Origin of the sequence: Micromonospora sp. WMMA1923 (assembly GCF_049179195.1) — a bacterium.
Lineage (GTDB): Bacteria > Actinomycetota > Actinomycetes > Mycobacteriales > Micromonosporaceae > Micromonospora > Micromonospora yangpuensis.
This window is the reverse complement of sequence record NZ_JBMHLZ010000001.1, coordinates 3,191,835-3,212,300: the sequence shown is the minus strand read 5'-3', so window position 1 is coordinate 3,212,300 and position 20,466 is coordinate 3,191,835. Positions and strand designations below refer to the sequence as shown.

Genomic DNA, 20,466 nt, shown 5'->3' with positions numbered 1-20,466 from the left:
TGCCGGCCCATCGAACCCCGGCACCCACCAACGGCGTCAACTGCCGGTCTGCGTGCCACACGGCGTGGTGGAGCATACTGGGCACGACGTGTGTGTCATCGACGGCGGGACTCCATGGAATTCTCGGCACCCACCATCGCCCAGGTGCTCGCCACCTGGAGCATCGAACCTATCACCATGCTGCTGGTGCTCCTGGCCGGTGCACTGTACGGGTGGGGCGTGGTGCGGGTCCGGGCTCGACACCCGAGACGACCGTGGCCGCTGGCCCGGGCCGCCTCTTTCTACGGCGGGCTGGTCGTCATCGTCGTCGCCCTGCAGAGTGCCATCGCCGTCTACGACGACGCGTTCTTCTGGATCCACATGATCCAGCACCTAATGTTGATCATGATAGCGCCGGTTTTGCTCATCCTCGGCCGCCCGTTGATTCTGTCGCTGCACGCCACCCGCAACCCGTGGCACACGAGGATCAAGCGGGTCCTCCGCTCGCGGGTGGTAACCGCCTTGACCTGTCCGCTGGTCGCCGTGCCCGCCTATGCGGGCATCGTCGTGTTCACCCACCTCACCTCGTTCAATACGCTGAGCATCCAGAACCCGGCGGTGGACGCCGCCGAGGAGGTGGCGTACCTGGTGGTCGGGTACCTCTACCTGCTGTCCGGCTTCGGTGACGAGCCGATCCGGTGGCGCCTGTCCCGCCCGATCAAGATGGTGATCATTCTCTTCTCCATGCCGATCGACACGTTCACCGGCGTCGCGTTGATGATGACCACCGCCCCACCCTGGCCCGCCTATGCGGACAACTATCCGGGGTGGGGGCCCGACCTGCTCACCGACGTGCACTGGGGCGGGGCGATCATGTGGGTGGGTGGCGATGCGATCATGATGGTGTTCATCATCATCGCCGCGATTCCCTGGGTGCGCGACATCGGCGGGAGCGGTGGGCGGATCGGGTGGGTCGAGGAGGCGCGCCGGCAGAACGTCGTCCGGTACCAGCAGGCGACGACAGGTGGGGGCGACACCCCGCTGAGCCGGCGGCTGGACGACGACGACGCGGCCCTGGACGCGTACAACGCATGGCTCGCCCGGATGGCGGAGCGCGACGCCTCCCGTGCGTCAGGGCGGGACGGATAGTCCGGACGTCGAGTCAACGGTGGATAACCGATCATCGGCGTATCACTCAGAGTGGTTGGCCGATACTTTGGGTCACTGCCGGTCGGTGGTCAGTGTGGCACCCTGGTGGTGGGTGAAAGTGGCGGCCTTTCACGCGAAGCGAGTACTACGCGCGGTAGTATTCGACGGTCCGAGCATTATTCTTGTGTACAGGCAGTGACCCAGGCGCCAGTACCCATCGACCATTGTCACGGTCGGTCACCGGTCGATGGCGTTCACGTCGGAACCGAGGCAGCGTTGACAACCATCGCGGACGCGTCCGCCACCATCGAACTCAAGGTCACTGGGATGACCTGCGCGGCCTGCGCGAGCAGGGTCGAGCGACAGCTCAACAAGATCGACGGCGTGAATGCCTCGGTGAACTACGCCACCGATCGGGCGACCGTACGCCTGGCCCGACCGGTACCCACCGACGAGTTGATTGCGAGGGTGGAGAAGGCGGGTTACCAGGCGGCACCGTTCGCGCCGACCGGATCGGCCGACACCGAGGACGAATCGGTCGGCGCCCTGTGGCGCCGGCTGGTGGTGGCCCTGCTCGTCGGCGTTCCGCTCGCCGACCTTTCCATCACCCTCATCCTGCTGCCCGGCCTGCGTTTCCCTGGTTGGGAGTGGGTCCTGCTCGGTCTCGCCGTGCCTGTCGTCACCTGGTGCGCCTGGCCGATCCACCGTCGGGCCATCGCCGCCGCCCGGCACCGCACCAGCTCCATGGAGACGTTGGTGTCGTTGGGGGTGGCCTCGGCGACCCTCTGGTCGCTGTACACCATCTTCGTCCACGGTCGCTCGGCGACGTGGGAGTCCAGCGGCTGGGGGCTCCTCTTCCAACCAGAGGGCTCGATCTACCTGGAAGTGGCCGCCGGTGTGGTGATCTTCGTCCTCGCCGGTCGATTCTTCGAGGCCAAGGCGAAACGGGCCGCAGGCGAGGCGCTACGCGCCCTGGCTCGACTGGGCGCGAAGCAGGCCACGGTGCTACGCGACGGTGTCGAGGAGCGGATTCCCGCCGACGCGCTGCGGATCGGTGACCAGTTCGTCGTGCGGCCCGGCGAGATGGTCGCCACGGACGGCGTGGTGCTCAGCGGGAGCAGCTCGATCGACAGCAGCGCGATGACCGGGGAGTCCATCCCAGCCGAGGTCGGACAGGGACAGTCGGTGATCGGTGCCACCACGGTGCTGACCGGCCGCCTGATCGTACGTGCCGTCCGGGTGGGGGCCGACACCCAGTTCGCCCAGCTCGTCCGCATGGTCGAGGCCGCTCAGGCGGAGAAGGCCAAGGTCCAGCGCATCGCCGACCGGGTCTCCGCCGTCTTCGTGCCGTCGGTCATCATGATCTCGCTGCTGACCGGCGTGGGGTGGGCACTCTCCGGCGCGTCCGCCGAACGGATCATCGGCGCTGCGCTCGCGGTGCTGATCATCGCGTGTCCGTGTGCGCTGGGGCTGGCGACCCCCACGGCCCTGCTCGCCGCGTCGGGTCGGGGGGCACAACTCGGGATCTTCATCAAGGGACACCAGGCTCTCGAGTCGGCCCGCGCCATCGACACGGTCGTGCTCGACAAGACCGGAACGGTGACGACCGGTCAGATGACCGTGGCGGACCTGTGGGTCGCCGACGACGTCGACCGGAGTCTCCTGCTGCGGAGGGCGGGCGCCGTGGAGCACGCGGCCGAGCACCTCATTGCTCGGACGATTGCCGACTTCGCCCGTGCGGAGATAGGGGTACTGCCGGAGGTCGACGAATTCCAGGCCATGCCCGGCCTCGGTGCCTGCGGCGTCGTCGACGGACTGCCGGTCCTCGTCGGTTCGATTCGGCTGGCCCGGGCGTCGGGGCTGACCCTGCCCGAGGAGTTCCTGGAACGGAGCGCCACGTGGGAGAACAAGGGGTGTACCTGCGTCGTCGTGGCGGTCGACGGCACCGTCGCCGGCGCTGTGGCCTTGGCCGACACCATCAAGCCGTCCGCTGCCCTCGCGGTCGCCCAGCTACGGGCAGCCGGCCTGCGCACGATTCTGCTCACGGGGGACAACAAGGCGGCTGCTGCGGCCGTCGCGAGGGAGATAGCCGTCGACGAGGTCATCGCCGAGGTGATGCCCGGCGACAAGGCGGTGGTCATCGAGCGACTCCGAGCGTCCGGCCGGGCGGTGGCGATGGTCGGTGACGGTGTGAACGATGCTCCGGCCCTCGCCCGCGCGAATCTCGGCATGGCGATCGCGAACGGAACGGATGTGGCCGTCGGGGCGGCCGACATCATCCTCGTCCGCGACGACCTGCGTACCGTTCCGGCCGCTGTCACCCTGGCTCGCCGTGCCCTGACCACGATTCACAGCAATCTCGGCTGGGCCTTCGGCTACAACGTCGCGGCCATTCCCATCGCGGCCGCCGGTCTGCTCAGCCCGCTGGTGTCGAGCGCCGCGATGGCGCTCTCCTCACTGATCGTGGTCTCCAACAGTCTGCGGCTGCGGAACTTCCAGTTGTCCGAGGCGGGACAACTCCGGCCCGAGCACGGTCAAGGGTCTGCGGTGCACTGAGACAATATTCATCACCGCGGAACCCCACTTGGGGGCGTACTCGACGAATGACTGAGTGCTGCCCTGGGGGAAGGGGAACCCGTGATCGAGGCGCTGTGGGCACGGTGGCTGCTGACGTCGTTGTTCGTCCTTGCCGGTGGGTACTGCCTGGCCCGATGCTGGGTGGACGTGCGGAAACCGACGGTGGACAGGTCGGTCAGTACCTGGATCTCGGATGTGGCACACGTCGCGATGAGTGTGTCGATGGTCGCCATGACATGGTGGGGCACCGGGTGGGACGCGCTGGGCCTCCAGGCGGCGCTGTTCGTCCTGCTGTGTGGATGGTTCACGCTCAGGGCGGTCGGACTCTCCGGAGCCGCCTCGGGTAGCGGGAGCCTGCGCAGGACCACTATTTACGAGGCGGTGGCGATGGGTGCAATGGCCTGGATGCTGCTGCGCATGAACGCCGAACCTCACCACCACCAGGCGGCCAATGTGACGAGCGGTGACACGGCCGGGAACCTGTTACCGACCATCGTGACGCTTGTTCTGGTTTTGCTCCTCGGGCTGGCCGCGGGGGGCTGGTTCATACGGTTGTTTACCGCCATGTCGGGAGCGACCACTCGTCAGGTGTTCGGTCCAGCTGGCGCGTCCGGGTGCCATCTGCTGATGTCGATCGGTATGGTCATCAGCGCCGCTGCTCTCCTCTGATCGTGGCCGGCGGCCTGTGCCGCGTTGCCTGCCGGCTCGAGCGGGTTCTCCTGCCCAGCCTCATCCGTAGCTGACCCAGCACCCCGAGTTCTTGATCTTGGTCGTGCGGCGTAGATGGAGCGGTGGCGCCGGATGGACGCGACGGGCGGTGGTCTGGGGGCGTCGTCGGTCAGTTTTGCCGATATTGCAAGTTAATTTGCCCGGGGGCGGTGATCCGTGCCGCGCGAGTACGACCCGATCGTGCGTCGGCACGTCGAGTTCAAGGAGGCCCGCTGATGGCCAAGAAGAGCCTTGTCAACCGGCAGGCGCGCCGGGGTGCGGGCGGAGCTGAAGTGGGTGGTCGCCCATCCGGACACCGACCCGGGTGTACGCGCCGAGGCGGTCCGCCTGCTCAGCCGGCTGCCCCGGGATTCGAGCCCGGTGCGGCTGCGGTCACGGGACCAGATCGACGGCCGCCCACCCGGGGTGCCGACCCGGTTCGTGCTGTCCCGGGTGCGGTTCCGCGAGCTGGTCCTGCGCGGCGAGCTGCCCGGAAGTACGTAAGGTGTCCTGGTGAGCCCACCCCAGGTACCACCGCGCATGGGCGGGGGAGATGGAGAGTGACAGGAGGGCTCGCGGGGTCGCGGCCCTGAAGGCAGCCGGGGCGGTGGTGGTCGCCGGCATGGTGCTGGCGACCACCACCGCGCCGGCGGCTGCGAACAGCCGGCCTTGCCGGATCCTCGCGACCCGCGATCGTGACCTTTCGGGGTGCGTCAGCAGGCTGCTCCTATGGCTTCAGTCGACGTCGACGGTGCCTGCATGGTGGGCCGCCACCGCGACAGGCGCAGGCTGTTCAGGACGACGAGCAGGCTGGAACAGGCCATCGCGGCTGCGGCGAGCATGGGGTTGACCAGGCCGATCCCCGCCAGCGGGATCATCAGTATGTTGTAGGCGAAGGCCCAGAAGAGATTAACCTTGATGGTGCGCAGAGTGGCCCGGGCCAGGGCGAGCGCGTCGACAGCCGCAGTCAGGTCGACCGTGCCCGCGTTGGCGCGTACCAGTGTCACGTCACTGGCCTCGATCGCGATGTCGCTGCCGGTGGCTACGGCGATGCCCAGATCGGCCTCGGACAACGCGGCGGCGTCGTTGACGCCGTCGCCGATCATCGCCACAGTGTGCCCGGCATCGCGTAGTCGGCGGATGGTGGCGGCCTTGACCTCGGGGGTAACCCCAGCGATGACCTCGATCGACCCGATCTGCTTCGCGATCGCCTCGGCGGCGGCAGGGGTGTCCCCGGTAAGCAGGACGGGGCGCAGGCCCAATGCCCGCAGCCGGGCAACCGCCGGTACCGCGGTGTCCCTCAGACTGTCGGACACGCCGATCCAGCCCAGCCATCGCCCGTCGCGGGCGACGTGGACGACGGTGTCCGTCACCCCCGTCGGCGTGTCCACGCTGACGCCCGCATCGGCCAGATGAAGGGTGTTGCCGACCACGATCCGCGTGCCGTCCACCACTCCGCTGGCACCCCGGCCTGGTACGACACGGAAGTCGGCCACGGTCGGGACGGCGGCGCCACCGTGCTGTCCGGCGGCGATAACGACGGCCTGGGCGACCGGATGCTCGGCGTACGTCTCCACGGCGGACGCGGCTCGGAGGACCTCGTCGCGGCTGACACCGTCGACCGGATGGACGTCGCTAACCCGCATCCGCCCAGTGGTCAGCGTGCCGGTCTTGTCGAAGACGACGGTGTCGATACGGCGGGCAGACTCCAGCGCGGCGGCACCGCGGATCAGAACGCCGAGCTGCGCCCCGCGCCCGGTGCCGACCAGCAGTGCCGTCGGGGTGGCCAGCCCGAGAGCGCAGGGACAGGCGACGATCAGCACCGCGACCGCCACACCCACTGCGGTGGCCGCCGGTGCGAGGGCCAGCCAGCCGGCGAAGGTGGCCAGCGCCAAGACCAGCACGAACGGAACGAAGACCCCGGCGACTTCGTCCGCGAGGCGTTGCACTCGGGCCTTGCCTGCCTGGGCCTGTGCCACCAACCTGCCGATCTGCGCCAGCCGGGTGTCCTCACCCACTCTGGTCGCGCGGACCACGAGCCGACCCCCAGTGTTGACCGTCGCACCAGTAACCCCCGAACCGGGGCCCACCTCCACCGGAATGCTCTCCCCGGTGAGTAGCGCAGCGTCGATTGCGCTGACACCGGCCTCCACCACTCCGTCGGTGGCGACCTTTTCTCCCGGCCGCACCACGAAGCGATCCCCGACCCGGAGGTCGGCAAGCGGCACCCGGTGATCGTGACCGGAGGTGTCGAGGACGGCGACGTCGCGGGCCGCGAGCTCGGCGATTCCGCGTAGCGCCGACCCGGCCCGCGATCGCGCCCGCGCCTCCAGCCAACGCCCGGTCAGCAGGAACGTCACCAGCGCCGCGCCCACCTCGAAGTACAGCGCGTGGTCGTGGCCACCCAGAAAGGCGAAGGACATCCGGACCTCGGGCCCTCCGGCAGGAGTCGCGACGAGTGCCCACCCGCTCCACAGGTAGGACACCAGGGCGCCCAGCGAGACGAGCGTGTCCATGGTGGCGCTACCGTGCCGAGCGTTGCGCAGCGCCGCCCGATGGAACGGCCAGCCGGCCCACCCGACGACCGGTCCGGCCAGCACGGCGACGACCCACTGCCACCCGGTGAACTGCCATGCCGGCACCATCGACACGATGAGCACGGGCGTGGTGAGTAGCCCGGCGACGACCAGCCGGCGACGCAGCACGTCATCGGAGTGGTCGCCCGCCGAGGCCGGTCCGTCTGCCTGTGGCGGGCGGGCGCTGTAGCCCATGGCCACGATCGTCGCGACGAGATCCGAGGCGGGCAGCGACGGTGGGTGCGTCACGGAGGCGGTGGCAGTGGCGAGGTTGACCGTTGCCTGCACCCCGTCGATCCGGTTCAGTTTCCGTTCGATCCGATTGGCACACGCCGCGCAGGTCATTCCACCGACCGTCAGGCGAGTGAGCACGAGTTCCGCGGTGGTCACGAGACGACTCCCGCGAGATCGAAGCCCGCCTCGTCGATGGCGTGCCGGACGTCGGCGGTGGCCAGGGCGCTGTCGCTGCTGATGGTCACCTGTGCGGTGGCCAGGTCGATCTCGACCGCCAGGACACCGGGTAGCGCCGTCAGGCCGGTGGTGACGGACTGCACGCAGTGACCGCAGGTCATGCCGAGGACGTGATACGTCGAACGCACGGAAGAACCTCTTTCGAGTGAATGAGCTCGCACAGCAGGCGAGAAGCTACTCGGCGGCACTTGCCCTGTGCCGTCGGTGGACGATCGCTGCAACCCTGAGGGGCGGACGTGTCCGGCTCCCGCTCATGGTACGACCAGAAGCCCCGATCGGTTCATCGCATATTGCGCAAAGTCGTCATGCTCTGTGTGCCCGCTGGACCTGCTCCTGTAGCCGCCCGCGGCGGATGTCCCGCTCGCGGGTGGAGAGAGCGGCCGCCACCACATGCGCGTCCAGCATCGGCAGACGCAGACAGGACGCTGTGCACACGGCACCGGCCTGGCGCGCGGCCTCGGCGCGGGCGAGGCACAGACGAGGAGAAGACCGGCGGGTGGTGGCGGCTGGTAGGGCGCGGAACAGGGCGTCGAAGCCGGCAGACGCGAGCTCGATCCGGCCGCGCGGGCCCGAGAGGGTTGTCGGCCGGTCCCGCAGCAGTGCCGCCACCGCCTCGTCGACGACTGCCTCGCTCGCGCCGAGCAGGTCCGCACGGGCCGCGACCGCCATCCGCAGCCGCATACCCAGCAGGGGACCGGTCAGCGTCGCCGGCACCTGGGGCAACGGCGGTGACCAGTACGGTTCGACGCGGATCGCCCCGTCGTCATGCAGGTGGGCCCCGGTCGCCTCGGCAAGTGGTGTCGTGGTCTGTCCCGGACGGGAGTCGGCCACGCCGGCGGGGGACAGATGCAGCCGCTGGACTCCTGTGACGTCACCGGCAGCGTATGTGCTGTAGGGAGTGCGCACGAAGGTCAGGAAGCTGCCCGGCAGCCGGGGCAGCGCACCCAGATCATAGTGACGAACGGCGCGGTTCATCTGCTCGGTCAGGGTCCGCTGCGACAAGGGGCAGACACCCAGGAGCACCACCCGGAAGCCACCAACGTCCACCTGACGCAGGGCGCGCCGTGGCCACCGACCGGTGAGCCAAGGCGCGCCATGTACCGGGTCCCGCACGACCCGATCCGTCGTGGCCGTCGCGACGGCACCCTGCTCGGGTCGGTGGGTGCGTACCCACCAGGACACCGTTGAGGTCGCGCCCAGGCTGTCGCCGCTCAGGCGTTGGCCGCGTCGTCGAGCGCTCCGGCCCGCGCCAGATCGACGATGTCCCGCAGTTGCCCGCCGCTGAGGCGGATGGCGTTGCCAAAGTCGTCGGTGATGACGACCCGCTGCTCCGCCGGTGCCTTCGGGTCGACGTACAGCTCGGGACAGCCGCAATTGCAGTTGCCGCAGAGAGTGAGGATGTGCACGAGGTTCTCTTGCGCCATGTCTGCCCTCCCAAGGCTTGACTGACCGCCACGCTAGAGCCGGATCCGCGTCCTGGTCGCTGCGCGCACGTTCCTTTGCGGACCTGTGCGCATATCACCGGTGCCGGGAACCGGGTGGTCCGGTGGCCCGACCAACGATGGAGGTGCCATGGTGGGCAAGCGCCCGGACACGAGCGACGTTCAGCGGGTCCGGCGGGTCGTGAGTGTCCTGTTGAGCAGGCCCAGCAGCAGCGCGGCGACGGCGACCACCAGGGCGGCTATCCCGACGCCCAGGGCAGCGGTAGAGGAGCGGCCGTCCCCGGACGAGGCTTCACCCGGGATCGGCATGCCGTGCTCGTCGACCGCCGCCACGGCGGACCGGTCGAGGTAGACGACCGCAGCAGGGTTGGCCGGCTCCGTCCCGTCCTCGGCGGGCTCCTCGATCCACCTACTGACCTGGCCGTCCGAGTATGTCTGCAGCGCCTTGAAGACCATCCGATCACCGGAGGTCGGTAGTGGGCCCAGCGACACCCGGAACTCCTGGAACTGGTCGCCGTCGACTGCGGCCTCGTCGCTCAGCGCCGTCCAGGTGACGGCGGAGACCGCACTCGTGGCCGTTGCGGTGTCGTCGGTGCCCGGTGCCGTGCGTTCGACCTCCGCCCGCCATCCGGCGAGCTTGTGTACGGCGGCGGAGCTGACCGGTGCCGTGGAGGGCAGAACGAGTCGCAGGCCGACGGTGCTGGCGTCGGACCGCTCGTTTGGTACCCGGAAGGTCAGAGTGGTGAACGAGCCGGGCGCGACCTGGCTGGGCGTGACCGAGACGTGTGCCTGCGCGGGACCGGCCGGTAGCGCCGCCATCGCCGCGCCGACGACGGCGGCCAGCAGGACCCGGCCGGGACAGCGTCTGCCCATCGCGAAGATCCTTTCGCCGGGGTGCCGGATACGATCGGGATCACGGCCGGGATCGGCGGCCATGGGGCCTCCATCATGTCACCAGTGTGGACAACAGATGGACCTGCCAGCCCTCGCGCAGGCGGGCGGCGCGCAGCGTCTTGCCGTCTGGGACTCTACGAGCGGGCGCCGGCACTCGTGCCATCCGCCCCGGACTCGGGAATCCTGCGCCGACCGTCGATACCACCGAGCCGGTCTGGGGACTCCCTGCTGTTGAGTGGATGCGGTGTGGCGTCGGCCCGGTGAGAGGGCCAGGTCGAGCGGGCGGAACCGATGGCGGTCCGGTGACGACCAACTGACTGTGCGCGCGACGCCGATCCTCCTCAGCCGTGTCCCGGCGCTCCACCGCACGCCAGGTGTCATCACCGCTTCCCGAGGCGTCCGCCGCCGACGGCCGTCCGGATCTGGTGGTCGTCGTGCAGGCAACAGCGGCCGCATCCGGCACCTGGAACCGACACGCTGAAGGAGCCCGTGCATGCAGATCGCGATTGTTGTCTATCCCCGATTCACCGCCTTGGACGTCCTCGGACCATACGAGGTCCTGGGCCGCCTCCCGGACACCGAGGTGGTCTTCGTCGCCGAACACGCCGGTCCGGTCGGCAACGACCTCGGTAGCCTGACGATCGACGTCGGGGCGACCATCTCTGACGTGCCGACTCCGGACCTGGTGCTCGTCGGAGGCGGACCTGGGCAGGCAGAGCAAATGGCCAACGACACGTTGCACTCGTGGCTGCGGACGGTTGACCTGACCTCCACCTGGACCGCCTCGGTCTGCACCGGCTCCCTGCTGCTCGCCGCCGCGGGCCTCCTCAAGGGGCGTCGGGCTACGACCCACTGGGCCGCGCTCGACAACCTCGCCGGCTTCGGCGCGGTCCCGACGACCGAGCGTGTGGTCATCGACGGCCACTACGCGACCGGGGCCGGGGTGTCGGCCGGCATCGACATGGCGCTCACCCTCGCCGGCCTGATCGCCGGAGACGAGGTCGCGCAGACCATCCAGCTGCTCGTGGAGTACGCGCCACAGCCACCGTACGACGCAGGATCGCCGGCCACCGCTCCCGCGACGGTCGTTGAGGAGTTGCTGCGGGCGCACGGATAGGTCCCCTCGCCAGGGCCGTCACCGGTCACCAGAGCGGGCGGCGGATCCTTCCGGTGAGCACCATCAGCACTGCCGTCAGAAAGAAGCTCCCCCGCACCACCTCGCCCCGGCTCCGGGTCGGGGAACCGGGTTCGTACCATCCGTCGCGGAGTATCCCGCCGTCGAGGTACCGGCCAACCACGTCGTCGACGAGCGCTCGGGCTGCGGTGTCCCACTGTCGGTCGCCGGTGACCTGGAACAGTTCCAGCAGCCCGGCGGCCGCCACGACGGCCGCCGAGGTGTCCACCGCCCCGGCGGAGTCCTTCAGAGGCACCGCGGGTACCCGGGTGCCGAAGTGCTCGAGCCACCAGAGGCCGGCCCTTCGGGCGGGCAGGACGAACCGGCCCCACCGGCTCGCGGCGGCGGTCAAACCCAGCAGGGCCCACGCCTGGGCGTGCGGCCCCGCGTCGACGTCGGAGCGTGTCGAGGTCCGGGACGCCACCGGAGGCAGTCGTACCTCGCGTCGTGCCCGGCCGTCCGGGTCGAGCAGGAGACCCACGAGGCGGTCGACGTGCCAACCGGCCAAGACATCGAACTCGTGGTGTCCCTCGTCGGCGGCGAACCCGAGCAGCCGGACCGTGCATCCGAGCCCCTCGACCCCCACCCGTGCACCGAATCCCGAGCGGGGCACGGCAGCCGCTGGTATCAGCCCGTAGCGGTCGTCGAAGGCATCGACCAGAGCGGCGGCGCCGGCCAGGGCGAGTTGTCGGGTGGCGGGGTCGCGGGCGCCATCAGCGATACCTGTCCCGTACCAGGTGGTCGTGGCCCAGGTCATGCCGTCGTGGTCTGCGCGGGGGAGTAGTTCCCTGCTCCAGCGACGTGCGGTCCTGCGGTCCTCCGGGTCGCCGGTCGCGGTGGCCCGTAACCACCACCAGCCTGTCCAGAATCCCCCCGACCAGGTACCCCGGCAGCGTGTCGTCCACCGGCCGGCCGCTGGATCCGCGTACAGCGGCAGCCTGTTCCCGGTCTGCTGAGCGATGATCCTGACCCGGTCCACCAGATCCGCCAACGCTTCCGGGTAGTCGCCGCCGAGAGCCCTCACCCTGTCTCCTCCTCCCGGTCGGGAGAACCGTGCTGACGGGGCACGAGGTGGGTCGGCGGGGCGAGCCGTCGGGTGTCCTCGGTCCGATCATTCTGTGTTTCTCCTGGCTGGTTGGTCGGATGAGGACCCGTGCCGGTTCCTGTCGGCACAGGTCCGGTCCGGCCCTGGCCGTGACGGGACAGGACGGTGCGGTGGAGGAGGAGATCACCACGAGCAGGGCTCCGGTAGGAGAAAGTCGCGAGCCCCGCCCGGTGGTTTATTCGGTAAGGAAGCCCTGATGGGAGCGGAGAAGGAGAGGGTTTCGTCACCGGGTCTGGCCCCGGTCGGCTCGTCGTCGGTGAATTTGTGGAACTTTCCCGGAACCAACTGTTCACATCCTTCGACCATTCGACTGTCGCACGTTGATCGATCGATGGCGCCTCGATCGCGGGTCACGTGTGGCCGGTCCGTGGCGAGGGAGGTGATTCATATGGCGATGCTTGAGCTGGTGGAAGACCTGTTCGAGAGCGAGATCCAGGGCGAGATCCTCGCGTTCTCCTGCACGAAGGCGCTCTCCTTCGAGGACGAGTGACGTTCTAGAACCACGAAGTAGCAGCCGGCTGGCATGACGTTCCGGGGGGCATCAGCCCCCCGGAACCAGCCGGAACCAGCCTGAACCAGGGAGGACTGGATGGGTGTCGCGGCGATGGCGGGAACCGCCAGGAAGGGCCACCTTCGCGGTACGCACCGGCTGGTGCCGCCGGAGCAGACATGGGCGGCGATCCGTCCCCTGCTGCCGCTGTTCGGGATCACCCGGGTCGCGGATGTGACCGACCTGGACGACCTGGGTATCCCGGTCCACCAGGCGATTCGTCCGGCCTCGGCCACCCTGGCGGTCTCTCAGGGCAAGGGTGTGACACACGACCTGGCCCGGGTGTCGGCGGCGATGGAGATGATCGAGTTCGCACACGCCGAGCGGGTGACCCTGCCCACGGTCCGGGGTCCGGCACACGAGGTGCTGGACGGCTCCTACGGGCTGCGGGAACTCCAACTCGTCGCCGGTTCGCTGGTCTCCGACGCCGTTCTGTTCGACTGGGTCGAGGGACACACCGTGCTCGGTGCCCGACCGGTGCCGGTTCCGAAGCAGTATGTCGAGATGTCCAACGAGTTCCGCCGGGAATGGGCGCCGCCACTGTTCGAGACCTCCACGAACGGGCTCGCCAGCGGCAACTGTCTTGATGAGGCCGTGCTGCACGGACTGTACGAGTTGATTGAGCGGGACTGTCTGTCGCAGATCGAATCCGTGCCCAGGTCCACCCATGTCCGGGTCCGTCCGGAGACCGTCGAGGACACCGACTGTCGGTGGCTGATGTCGCGGTTCGACGCGGCCGACAACTGGTTCGAGATCGTGGACGCCACCAACGACCTGGAAATGGCCTGCTACGTGGTGAACCTCTGGTCTCCGTCGTTCCCGGTGCTCGTCTCGGGCTCGGGTTGTCACCTCGACCCGACGGTCGCGTTGAACCGGGCGCTGACCGAGGCGGCCCAGTCCCGACTGGCCATCATCAGTGGTACCCGCGAGAGCATCCCGGAGCAGGTCTACCTGCTGCAGAACGTGCGGCAGGAACGGCCACCGCCGCCGTCGGACGACACCCGGGTGGTCGACTTCACCCGGCCCGACCAGTCCGGTCCGACCCTGGCCGGGGACCTGGCCGTCGCCGCCCGTCGGCTCCTCGCCGGGCGGGGCCGGGAGCCGTTCTACGTCGACCTGGGTCGTGGCCACGAGGGTGTGGCGGTCGCCAAGGTGGTGGCCCCCGGCCTCCGGTTCGAGGCCGCCCACGGACTGGTGGAGCGGGTGGGGCCGCGATGACCACCCACGTGTTCGCCGGGCCCACCATCGGGGCCGACACGATCACCCGGCGGTTGCCGGGCGCCGTGGTCCACCCCCCGGTGCGGCACGGTGACCTGCTCGCGCTGGGGCTCACGCCCGGGGACCGGGTCGCGATCATCGACGGGGTCTTCTTCCGTACCGGGGCGATCCGGCACAAGGAGATCCTGCACCTGCTCCAGCAGGGCGTGCCGGTCTGGGGCGCCAGCAGTATGGGGGCGCTGCGCGCGGCCGAGCTGGACAGCTTCGGCATGCGCGGGGTCGGCCGGGTCTACCGTCTCTACTCCAGCGGGGTCGTCGTGGGCGACGACGAGGTAGCCGTCCTGCACGCGGACGCCGAGGACGGCTACCGGCAGATGAGCGAGGCTCTGGTCTCGATCCGGCTGGCGCTGCGTCGGGCCCGGGTCGACGGGGTGTTCGGCCCCGACGAGGAGCACCGGCTGGTCGTGACCGCCAAGCGGCTGCCCTTCGGGGACCGCACCTGGCGCCGGCTGGTGGAGCAGGCGACCACCGAAGGGCTGGACCCGGGGGTGGGTGAGGCCACCCTCGGGTACGTCCGGCGTTGCCGGCTCAACGCCAAGCACGCCGACGCCGAACTGCTGCTCGACCAGCTGGGTCGGGACCGTTGCACCCCACCTCCGGCGGCGGCGGGGACGATGCCGATGACCTCCTTCCTGCTGCGGTGGCGGCGCTCGGCGGCGACCGTCGAGGTGGACGGGGTCCCGGTGTCCGATCTTGCGGCGCTCACCGCCGTCCAGCTGTTCGGCGCGGACTACCCGGCTCTGCACCGGCGGATCGTGCTCCGGGAACTGGCCGGCCTGCCGGTCGACGCCGACCCGGACGAGTTGCCGTCGGCGGCACTGCGGCGGGCCCGCGACCGGGGCCTGATCGGGCCGGAGTCGGAACCGCTGCCCCCGGGTTTCGGTCACTGGCTGAACCCCGCCGAGCGTGAACTGTCACCGGCCGAGGCGGGGCTGCTGGCCCTGGTCCGCTCGTTCCGCTGGGCCCCGAACGTGCGGGTGGTGGAGCCGCTGGTGGAGGAGCTGGCCGGCACCGAGGCGTGGGACACCGCCCAGCGGCTCGTCGCCCGGGCGGTGCGCTGCAACGAGAAGCTGGCGCAGCTGCGGGCCACCTTCAACCCCCACTACATCGCGGACACCAAGCTGCGGGCGTGGGTCGGCCGTCGGTGGGGGGTCGCGGAGCCGGCCTTCGCGTTGCTGGACCGTGGCTTCGGCGGGCAGGCCGACCTGCGGGCCAGGGGGGCGATGTTCGCGCCGCTGGACAGCCTGGAACCCGTCGCCGAGTTCGGGGTGACCGCTGCCCGTGGCTGACGTACCTATGTCACCGGCCCGGATCCGCGTGGTGATGGGCGCCCTGCTGGTGGCGATGTTCCTGGCCTCGGTGGACCAGACGATCGTCGCCACGGGGCTGCCCACCATCGTCGGGGAGTTCCAGCGCGCCGACCGGTACGCCTGGGTGGTCACGGCCTACCTGCTGGCCGAGACGGCGTTCACCCCGATCTTCGGCAAGGCCGGTGACCTGTACGGACGCAAGCGCATCCTGCAGTTCGCCATCGTGGTGTTCCTCGCGGGATCGGTGCTGTGCGCGCTGGCCGAGTCGATGTGGCAGTTGATCGCCTTCCGTGGCCTGCAGGGGGTGGGGGCCGGTGGCATCCTGGCCGCCACGCTGGGGGTGGTGGCGGACCTGTTCCCTCCTCGGGAACGGGGCCGGTACCAGGGCGCCTACGTCAGCGTGTTCGCGCTGGCCGCCATTCTCGGGCCGGTGCTCGGTGGCTACTTCGTGGACGGGCCCGGCTGGCGCTGGGCCTTCTGGGTCACCGCCCTCCTCGCCCTGGGGGTGTCGGTCCTCGTCGGCGTGCTGCTGCGCCTTCCGGCGCAGACCCGGCCGGCGGCGATCGACTGGTGGGGTGCGCTGCTGCTGGTGGCCGGGGTGATGGCGCTGATCCTGGTCCTCACCCTCGGCGGCCGGGAACTGCACTGGTTCTCGGTGAGCACCCTCGCGCTGGCGGTGCTGGCGGCGGTACTGCTGGCCGGGTTCGTCCTGCGGCAGCGCACCTTCGTCGAGCCGGTGCTGCCGCCCGCCCTCTTCGCCGACCGGACCATCGTCACCAGCTTCACGCTCGCCTTCGTGATCGGCGCGATCATGTTGGGCCTGCTGGCGTTCCTGCCGCAGTTCCTCCAGCTCGTGCAGGGCATGAGCGCCAGCAGGGCGGGGCTCGCGATGGTCCCGGTACTGGGTGGCGCGCTGGTGACCTCGACCGTGGTGGGCCGGCTGATCCGACGACTGGGTCGGTACCGCCGCTTCGTCACGGCGGGCATGGCCGCCCTGGCGGTGGGCGTCGGGCTGCTGGCCACCGTCGGTCAGTCCACCTCCTACGGTCTCGTGGTGATGCCGTTGGTGCTGCTCGGGGTGGGGGTGGGCATGTCGACCCCCGCGCTGTTCATCGCGACCACGCACGCCGCGCAGCGCCAGCACGTCGGGGTCGCCTCGTCGGCCGTCTCGTTCTTCCGGGCCCTGGGCGGGGCGGTGGGCGCGGCGGGCTTCGGCGCCGTCCTGGTGGCGCGACTCGGAGTGCGGTTGCCGGAGCGCCTGCCCGGCTGGACCGGCGACGTCAACGCCGTCATCGACGTCCCCCGGCGGGTCGCCGCGCTGCCCACCGCCGTCCGGGACGGCATCCGGGAGGCGTACGCGGCCAGCCTCCGGGACGCCCTGCTCGTCGCCCTTCCGCTCGCGGTGGGCGCCTGGCTGCTGTCCTGGCGGCTACGCGACGCCGACCTGGCCGCCGAGCCGGCCACCACCACCCCGGACTCCGAATCCACCAGATCCACCGCAACGAGGAGCGACACGGTATGAGGAACAGATGGCGACAGGGCTTCACCGCGGCGGCACTCGCCGCGATCCTGGCGACCTCCGGATGCGGCGGCGACGGCGGGGCCGACGCAGAGTCGACGGGTGGGGCACCGGTGTCCGCCGGGGGGAGCTTCCCCGTGACGATCAGCAACTGCGGCCAGGAGGTGACCTTCGACGCCCCGCCGAAGCGCGTGGTGGCGATGGACCAGATCTCCACCGAGTCGCTGCTGCACCTGGGGCTCACCGACGCCATCGCCGGTACGGCGTTCCGCAACGACGAGATCTTTCCCGCCGTGTCGGCTGAGTACGCCAAGGTCAAGGTCCTCGCCGAGATGTACCCCTCGAAGGAAGTGTTGCTGAGCGCGGAGCCGGACCTGGTGGTCGGCAACATCGACTTCTTCACCTACAGCGGGTTCCCGCCGGGCTCCAACTTCACCCGGCAGGAGTTGGGCGACAAGGGCATCAAGTCCTACACCCTGCAGTGTCAGAACGAACAGCCCGATCCGGAGCGGATGTTCGTCCGGTTCGCCGAACTGGCCCGGATCTTCGGGGCCGAGCCGAAGGCGCAGCAGATCATCACCCAGGTCAGGGAGTCCCTGGCCAGGACGGAGACCGCCCTGGGTGGGGCGACGCCGGTGCCCACCTTCATCTACCGCTCCGGCAGCGGACCATTGTCTACCTTCGGCGGTGGCGGGGGTTCCAACGAGGGGCTCCGCCGGGCCGGTGGGCAGAACATCTTCGACGACAAGGCCCCGCTGCCGCCGCCGGAGGTCAGCGTCGAGTCGGTGGCGGCGCTCAATCCGAAGGCCGTGGTCATCTCCGACGAGGACGAGCAGTCGCCACAGGAGAAGGAGAGGTTCCTGCGCGATATCCTCGGGCAGAGCGACGCGGTGCGGGAGGGCCGGTTCTGCGTGACCGACTTCTACGCCTTCGGTACCCCCTTCCGACTGGCGCGGGACGTCAACGTGGTGGGCAGGTGCCTGCACCCGGACAAGTCCTTCCCCACCTTCCCGTGAGCCGATGACGACCATCAGTTCGCGGAGTCTCGCGGGGACCACAGGTCGGGGTCGCGCCCTGCCCGGGCGCGGCCGCGGCTGGCGCCGCCCTCCGTTCTGGTCGGTGTTGGTCGTGTTGGCAGCCGGACTGGTGGTCACCCTCACCACGGCGGTGACCATCGGCCCGGTACCGATCCCCTTCCTGCAGGTGTGGCAGATCGTGGTCGACCGGATTCATCCCGGGCTGGGTGGGGAGGTCACCTGGACCCCGGTCCGTGAGCAGATCGTCTGGGACATCCGGCTGCCCCGGATCCTGCTCGGGGCCGCCGTCGGCGCCGGACTGGCCACCGTCGGGGCGACCCTGCAGGCGCTGGTCCGCAACCCCCTCGCCGACCCCTACGTCTTCGGCATCACCTCCGGGGCGTCCACGGGGGCAACCGCCCTGATGGCGCTCGGGATCGCGGCCTTCGGCAGCGCCTCGCTCTCCGTGGCCGCCTTCGGCGGGGCGGTGGTGGCCTTCGTGCTGGTGCTCGCCCTCGCCGGTGCGGGCGGTGGCCTCGCACCGGCCCGGCTGATCCTGGCCGGCCTGACCGTCGCCTACACGATGTCCGCGCTGACCAGCCTGATGATCTTCCTGGCCGCCACCGCCGGTCAGTCCAGCATCGCCGAGACCGTCCTGTTCTGGCTGCTCGGGGGACTGGGCGGGGCGCGGTGGTCCCACGTTCTCGTACCGGGGGTGGTGACCGTGCTGGGCACGCTCGTGGTCACCATGCGGGCCCGGTCGCTGAACGCGCTGCTGGTGGGCGAGGAGACCGCGGCGACCCTCGGGGTGAACCTGGGCCGGTTCCGGCTGCAGATGTTCACGCTGACGGCACTTATGACCGGCGTGATGGTCGCGGTCAGCGGGGGCATCGGCTTCGTGGGACTGATGGTGCCGCACGCGGTACGCCTGCTCGTCGGCTCCGACAACCGCAGGGTACTGCCGATCTCGATGCTACTCGGGGCGATCTTCCTCGTCTGGGCCGACGTGGCGGCCCGGACCGTGGTCGCACCACAGGAACTACCGATCGGGATCATCACGGCGTTGGTGGGCGCGCCGTTCTTCGTCGCCGTCATGCGATCCAAGCGCCGCCTGAACGTGGTGGGGGAGCGATGATGCGGCTACGCGTCTCGGGCCTGTCGATGACCATCGATCGCCACCCCATCGTCTCGGGGGTGGACCTGACTGTCGGCCGGAGTGAGGTGGTGGGACTGGTCGGGCCGAACGGCAGCGGGAAGTCGACCCTGCTGCGCGGCGTGTACCGGGTGCTGCGACCGGAGGCGGGGCGGGCTGAGGTCGACAGCCACAGCATCTGGGACCTGACCGCGAAGGCAGCCGCCCGCCGGGTCGCGGCCCTCGTGCAGGAACCGGTCGCCGACTTCGACTTCGACGTCCGCGAGATCGTCCGGATGGGACGGTCCCCGTACCTGTCGGTGCTGCGGCCGGCCACCACCGGCGACGAGCGGATCGTCACCGAGGCGCTCGACCGGGTCGGTGCCGCGTCGTTGGCCGACCGCCGCTTCCGGACCCTCTCCGGTGGCGAGAAGCAGCGGGTGCTGCTGGCCCGGGCGCTCGCCCAGCAACCGGATCTGCTGGTGCTCGACGAACCCACGAACCACCTGGATGTCCGGCACCAGTTGGAGACCCTCGAACTGACGCGGCAACTCGGGATCGCGACCCTGACCGCCCTGCACGATCTGAACCTCGCCGCGGCCTACTGCGACCGGCTGTACGTGTTGGACGCCGGTCGGGTGGTCGCCAGCGGTCCACCCGAGGAGGTGCTGAGCCCGGAGCTGGTCGGCACGGTGTTCGGGGTCGGCGCGGTGCCGTCGGTGCACCCGGTCACCGGCCGGCGGCACCTGGCCTTCTTTCCGCTGCGGGCCGGCGAGGGCACGGCGACGAACGGGAGGGAGACGGGATGAGATCGGAGACGGGCGAGGACCACGGTCGCCGGAACCGCCGGGCGTGGAACCGGATGGCGGACCAGTACCAGGACATCCTCGCGGAGATGGGCGTCCCGCAGGAGTTGACCTGGGGGTGGTGGCGGCACCCCGAGCGGGAGCTGGGGATCCTCGGCGAGGTGACGGGCAGGGTCGTGCTCGACCTCGGCTGCGGTGGCGCCGGGTGGGCCCGCAGGCTCGCCGGCGAGGGGGCCACCGTCGTCGGGATCGACGCCGCGGCGCGGCAGCTGACCCATGCCGTCGCGGCGGCACCCACCGGGGGGGCCCGGGTCGGCCTGGTCAACGGGGACGCCGAACGGTTGCCGTTCGCGGACGGCAGTTTCGACCTCGCCGTCTCGAACTGGGGTGCCCTCAGCTTCGCCGACCCCGTCGTCGCGGTGCCCGAGGCGGCCCGGGTGCTGCGCCCGGGTGGGCTGCTGGTGGTCTGCGCCGCCAGCCCGATCTACTGGCTCTGCACCGCACCCGACGCCGACCAGCCCGGGACCGACCTGCGCCGGGGTTACTTCGACCTGCGGCGATCCGCCGGTGGCACCGGAACCGTCCGCTTCCAACTGCCCTACGGCGGGTGGATCCAGACCTTCCGGCAGGCCGGACTGACCGTCGAGGCGTTGGTCGAGCCGACCCCTGACCCGGCGGTCCCGGTTCCCGACCACCTCGACGAGGCCACCTGGCGCCACTGGTTGGCGAACTGGCCGTTCGACGTCATCTGGAAGGCCCGCAAACCCGTACGAGAGTGAA

17 protein-coding genes and 1 pseudogene are annotated in these 20,466 nt (G+C 70.1%); 12 read left to right on the top strand and 6 right to left on the bottom strand.

Translation table 11 applies throughout. The features are described from left to right. Positions 1-114: 114 nt before the first annotated feature. From ACN28G_RS14435 to rpsN, 4 genes and pseudogenes are all read left to right on the top strand, one after another. Positions 115-1,128: a cytochrome c oxidase assembly protein gene (locus ACN28G_RS14435; protein WP_421479366.1), complete on the top strand. Its 1,014-nt coding sequence runs from the start codon at positions 115-117 to the stop codon at positions 1,126-1,128. Between the two features lie 276 nt (positions 1,129-1,404). Then, positions 1,405-3,684, top strand: coding sequence for a heavy metal translocating P-type ATPase (locus ACN28G_RS14430; RefSeq protein WP_421479365.1), 2,280 nt, complete (start codon positions 1,405-1,407; stop codon positions 3,682-3,684). A gap of 81 nt (positions 3,685-3,765) precedes the next feature. Continuing rightward, on the top strand, positions 3,766-4,374 hold the full coding sequence (locus tag ACN28G_RS14425; protein ID WP_421479364.1) for a DUF5134 domain-containing protein: 609 nt from the start codon (positions 3,766-3,768) through the stop codon (positions 4,372-4,374). A 275-nt stretch (positions 4,375-4,649) separates the two neighbouring features. Further along, positions 4,650-4,930 (top strand): annotated as a pseudogene (gene rpsN, locus ACN28G_RS14420) (30S ribosomal protein S14). A 196-nt stretch (positions 4,931-5,126) separates the two neighbouring features. On the opposite strand, the gene ACN28G_RS14415 reads toward rpsN, so the two are convergent. The 5 genes from ACN28G_RS14415 to ACN28G_RS14395 all read right to left on the bottom strand — a co-directional run bounded on the left by ACN28G_RS14415 (position 5,127) and on the right by ACN28G_RS14395 (position 9,775). Beyond that, the gene (locus ACN28G_RS14415) at positions 5,127-7,379 is read right to left on the bottom strand and encodes a heavy metal translocating P-type ATPase (protein ID WP_421479363.1); all 2,253 of its coding nucleotides are present in this window, start codon (positions 7,377-7,379) and stop codon (positions 5,127-5,129) included. Next, on the bottom strand, positions 7,376-7,561 hold the full coding sequence (locus tag ACN28G_RS14410) for a heavy-metal-associated domain-containing protein (protein ID WP_421480908.1): 186 nt from the start codon (positions 7,559-7,561) through the stop codon (positions 7,376-7,378). The genes ACN28G_RS14415 and ACN28G_RS14410 overlap by 4 nt, the downstream gene beginning before the upstream one ends. A gap of 202 nt (positions 7,562-7,763) precedes the next feature. Continuing rightward, positions 7,764-8,507: a hypothetical protein gene (locus ACN28G_RS14405; RefSeq protein ID WP_421479362.1), complete on the bottom strand. Its 744-nt coding sequence runs from the start codon at positions 8,505-8,507 to the stop codon at positions 7,764-7,766. 164 nt (positions 8,508-8,671) lie between these two features. After that, a complete protein-coding gene (locus tag ACN28G_RS14400) occupies positions 8,672-8,884 on the bottom strand; it encodes a hypothetical protein (protein ID WP_421479361.1) in 213 nt (70 codons plus the stop codon). A gap of 180 nt (positions 8,885-9,064) precedes the next feature. Then, on the bottom strand, positions 9,065-9,775 hold the full coding sequence (locus ACN28G_RS14395) for a YcnI family protein (RefSeq protein WP_421479360.1): 711 nt from the start codon (positions 9,773-9,775) through the stop codon (positions 9,065-9,067). 514 nt (positions 9,776-10,289) lie between these two features. On the opposite strand from ACN28G_RS14395, the gene ACN28G_RS14390 reads away from it, so the two are divergent. Further along, entirely contained in the window at positions 10,290-10,913 is a 624-nt protein-coding gene (locus tag ACN28G_RS14390; protein ID WP_421479359.1) for a DJ-1/PfpI family protein, read from the top strand. A 25-nt stretch (positions 10,914-10,938) separates the two neighbouring features. Here the strand turns inward: ACN28G_RS14390 and ACN28G_RS14385 are convergent, their stop codons facing one another. Beyond that, positions 10,939-11,727 (bottom strand): hypothetical protein, encoded by a 789-nt coding sequence (locus ACN28G_RS14385; RefSeq protein WP_421479358.1) that lies wholly within the window; start codon positions 11,725-11,727, stop codon positions 10,939-10,941. A 937-nt stretch (positions 11,728-12,664) separates the two neighbouring features. Between ACN28G_RS14385 and ACN28G_RS14380 the strand changes: the two genes are divergently transcribed. The 7 genes from ACN28G_RS14380 (at position 12,665) to ACN28G_RS14350 (ending at position 20,465) form a co-directional block, all read left to right on the top strand. Beyond that, a complete protein-coding gene (locus ACN28G_RS14380) occupies positions 12,665-13,843 on the top strand; it encodes a YcaO-like family protein (RefSeq protein ID WP_421479357.1) in 1,179 nt (392 codons plus the stop codon). Then, positions 13,840-15,192 (top strand): TfuA-like protein, encoded by a 1,353-nt coding sequence (locus ACN28G_RS14375; protein ID WP_421479356.1) that lies wholly within the window; start codon positions 13,840-13,842, stop codon positions 15,190-15,192. The genes ACN28G_RS14380 and ACN28G_RS14375 overlap by 4 nt, the downstream gene beginning before the upstream one ends. Continuing rightward, the gene (locus tag ACN28G_RS14370; protein ID WP_421479355.1) at positions 15,185-16,735 is read left to right on the top strand and encodes an MDR family MFS transporter; all 1,551 of its coding nucleotides are present in this window, start codon (positions 15,185-15,187) and stop codon (positions 16,733-16,735) included. The genes ACN28G_RS14375 and ACN28G_RS14370 overlap by 8 nt, the downstream gene beginning before the upstream one ends. A 134-nt stretch (positions 16,736-16,869) precedes the next feature. After that, complete coding sequence (locus ACN28G_RS14365; RefSeq protein ID WP_421479354.1) at positions 16,870-17,748, top strand: ABC transporter substrate-binding protein; 879 nt, start codon at positions 16,870-16,872, stop codon at positions 17,746-17,748. A gap of 103 nt (positions 17,749-17,851) precedes the next feature. Further along, the gene (locus ACN28G_RS14360; protein WP_421479353.1) at positions 17,852-18,883 is read left to right on the top strand and encodes a FecCD family ABC transporter permease; all 1,032 of its coding nucleotides are present in this window, start codon (positions 17,852-17,854) and stop codon (positions 18,881-18,883) included. A gap of 59 nt (positions 18,884-18,942) precedes the next feature. Next, entirely contained in the window at positions 18,943-19,689 is a 747-nt protein-coding gene (locus ACN28G_RS14355) for an ABC transporter ATP-binding protein (protein WP_421479352.1), read from the top strand. After that, positions 19,686-20,465 carry a class I SAM-dependent methyltransferase gene (locus tag ACN28G_RS14350; RefSeq protein WP_421479351.1) on the top strand — a complete coding sequence of 260 codons (780 nt, stop codon included), beginning with the start codon at positions 19,686-19,688 and terminating at the stop codon, positions 20,463-20,465. Before ACN28G_RS14355 ends, ACN28G_RS14350 begins: the two co-directional genes overlap by 4 nt. Position 20,466 lies beyond the last annotated feature (1 nt).

Bases quoted from the DNA above. Each gene is read 5' to 3' on its own strand.
- ACN28G_RS14435 (WP_421479366.1), top strand. From the start codon at position 115: ATGGAATTCTCGGCACCCACCATCGCCCAGGTGCTCGCCACCTGGAGC.
- ACN28G_RS14410 (WP_421480908.1), bottom strand. From the start codon at position 7,561: ATGACCTGCGGTCACTGCGTGCAGTCCGTCACCACCGGCCTGACGGCG.
- ACN28G_RS14400 (WP_421479361.1), bottom strand. From the start codon at position 8,884: ATGGCGCAAGAGAACCTCGTGCACATCCTCACTCTCTGCGGCAACTGC.
- ACN28G_RS14395 (WP_421479360.1), bottom strand. From the start codon at position 9,775: ATGGGCAGACGCTGTCCCGGCCGGGTCCTGCTGGCCGCCGTCGTCGGC.
- ACN28G_RS14390 (WP_421479359.1), top strand. From the start codon at position 10,290: ATGCAGATCGCGATTGTTGTCTATCCCCGATTCACCGCCTTGGACGTC.
- ACN28G_RS14385 (WP_421479358.1), bottom strand. From the start codon at position 11,727: ATGACCTGGGCCACGACCACCTGGTACGGGACAGGTATCGCTGATGGC.
- ACN28G_RS14380 (WP_421479357.1), top strand. From the start codon at position 12,665: ATGGGTGTCGCGGCGATGGCGGGAACCGCCAGGAAGGGCCACCTTCGC.
- ACN28G_RS14375 (WP_421479356.1), top strand. From the start codon at position 13,840: ATGACCACCCACGTGTTCGCCGGGCCCACCATCGGGGCCGACACGATC.
- ACN28G_RS14350 (WP_421479351.1), top strand. From the start codon at position 19,686: ATGAGATCGGAGACGGGCGAGGACCACGGTCGCCGGAACCGCCGGGCG.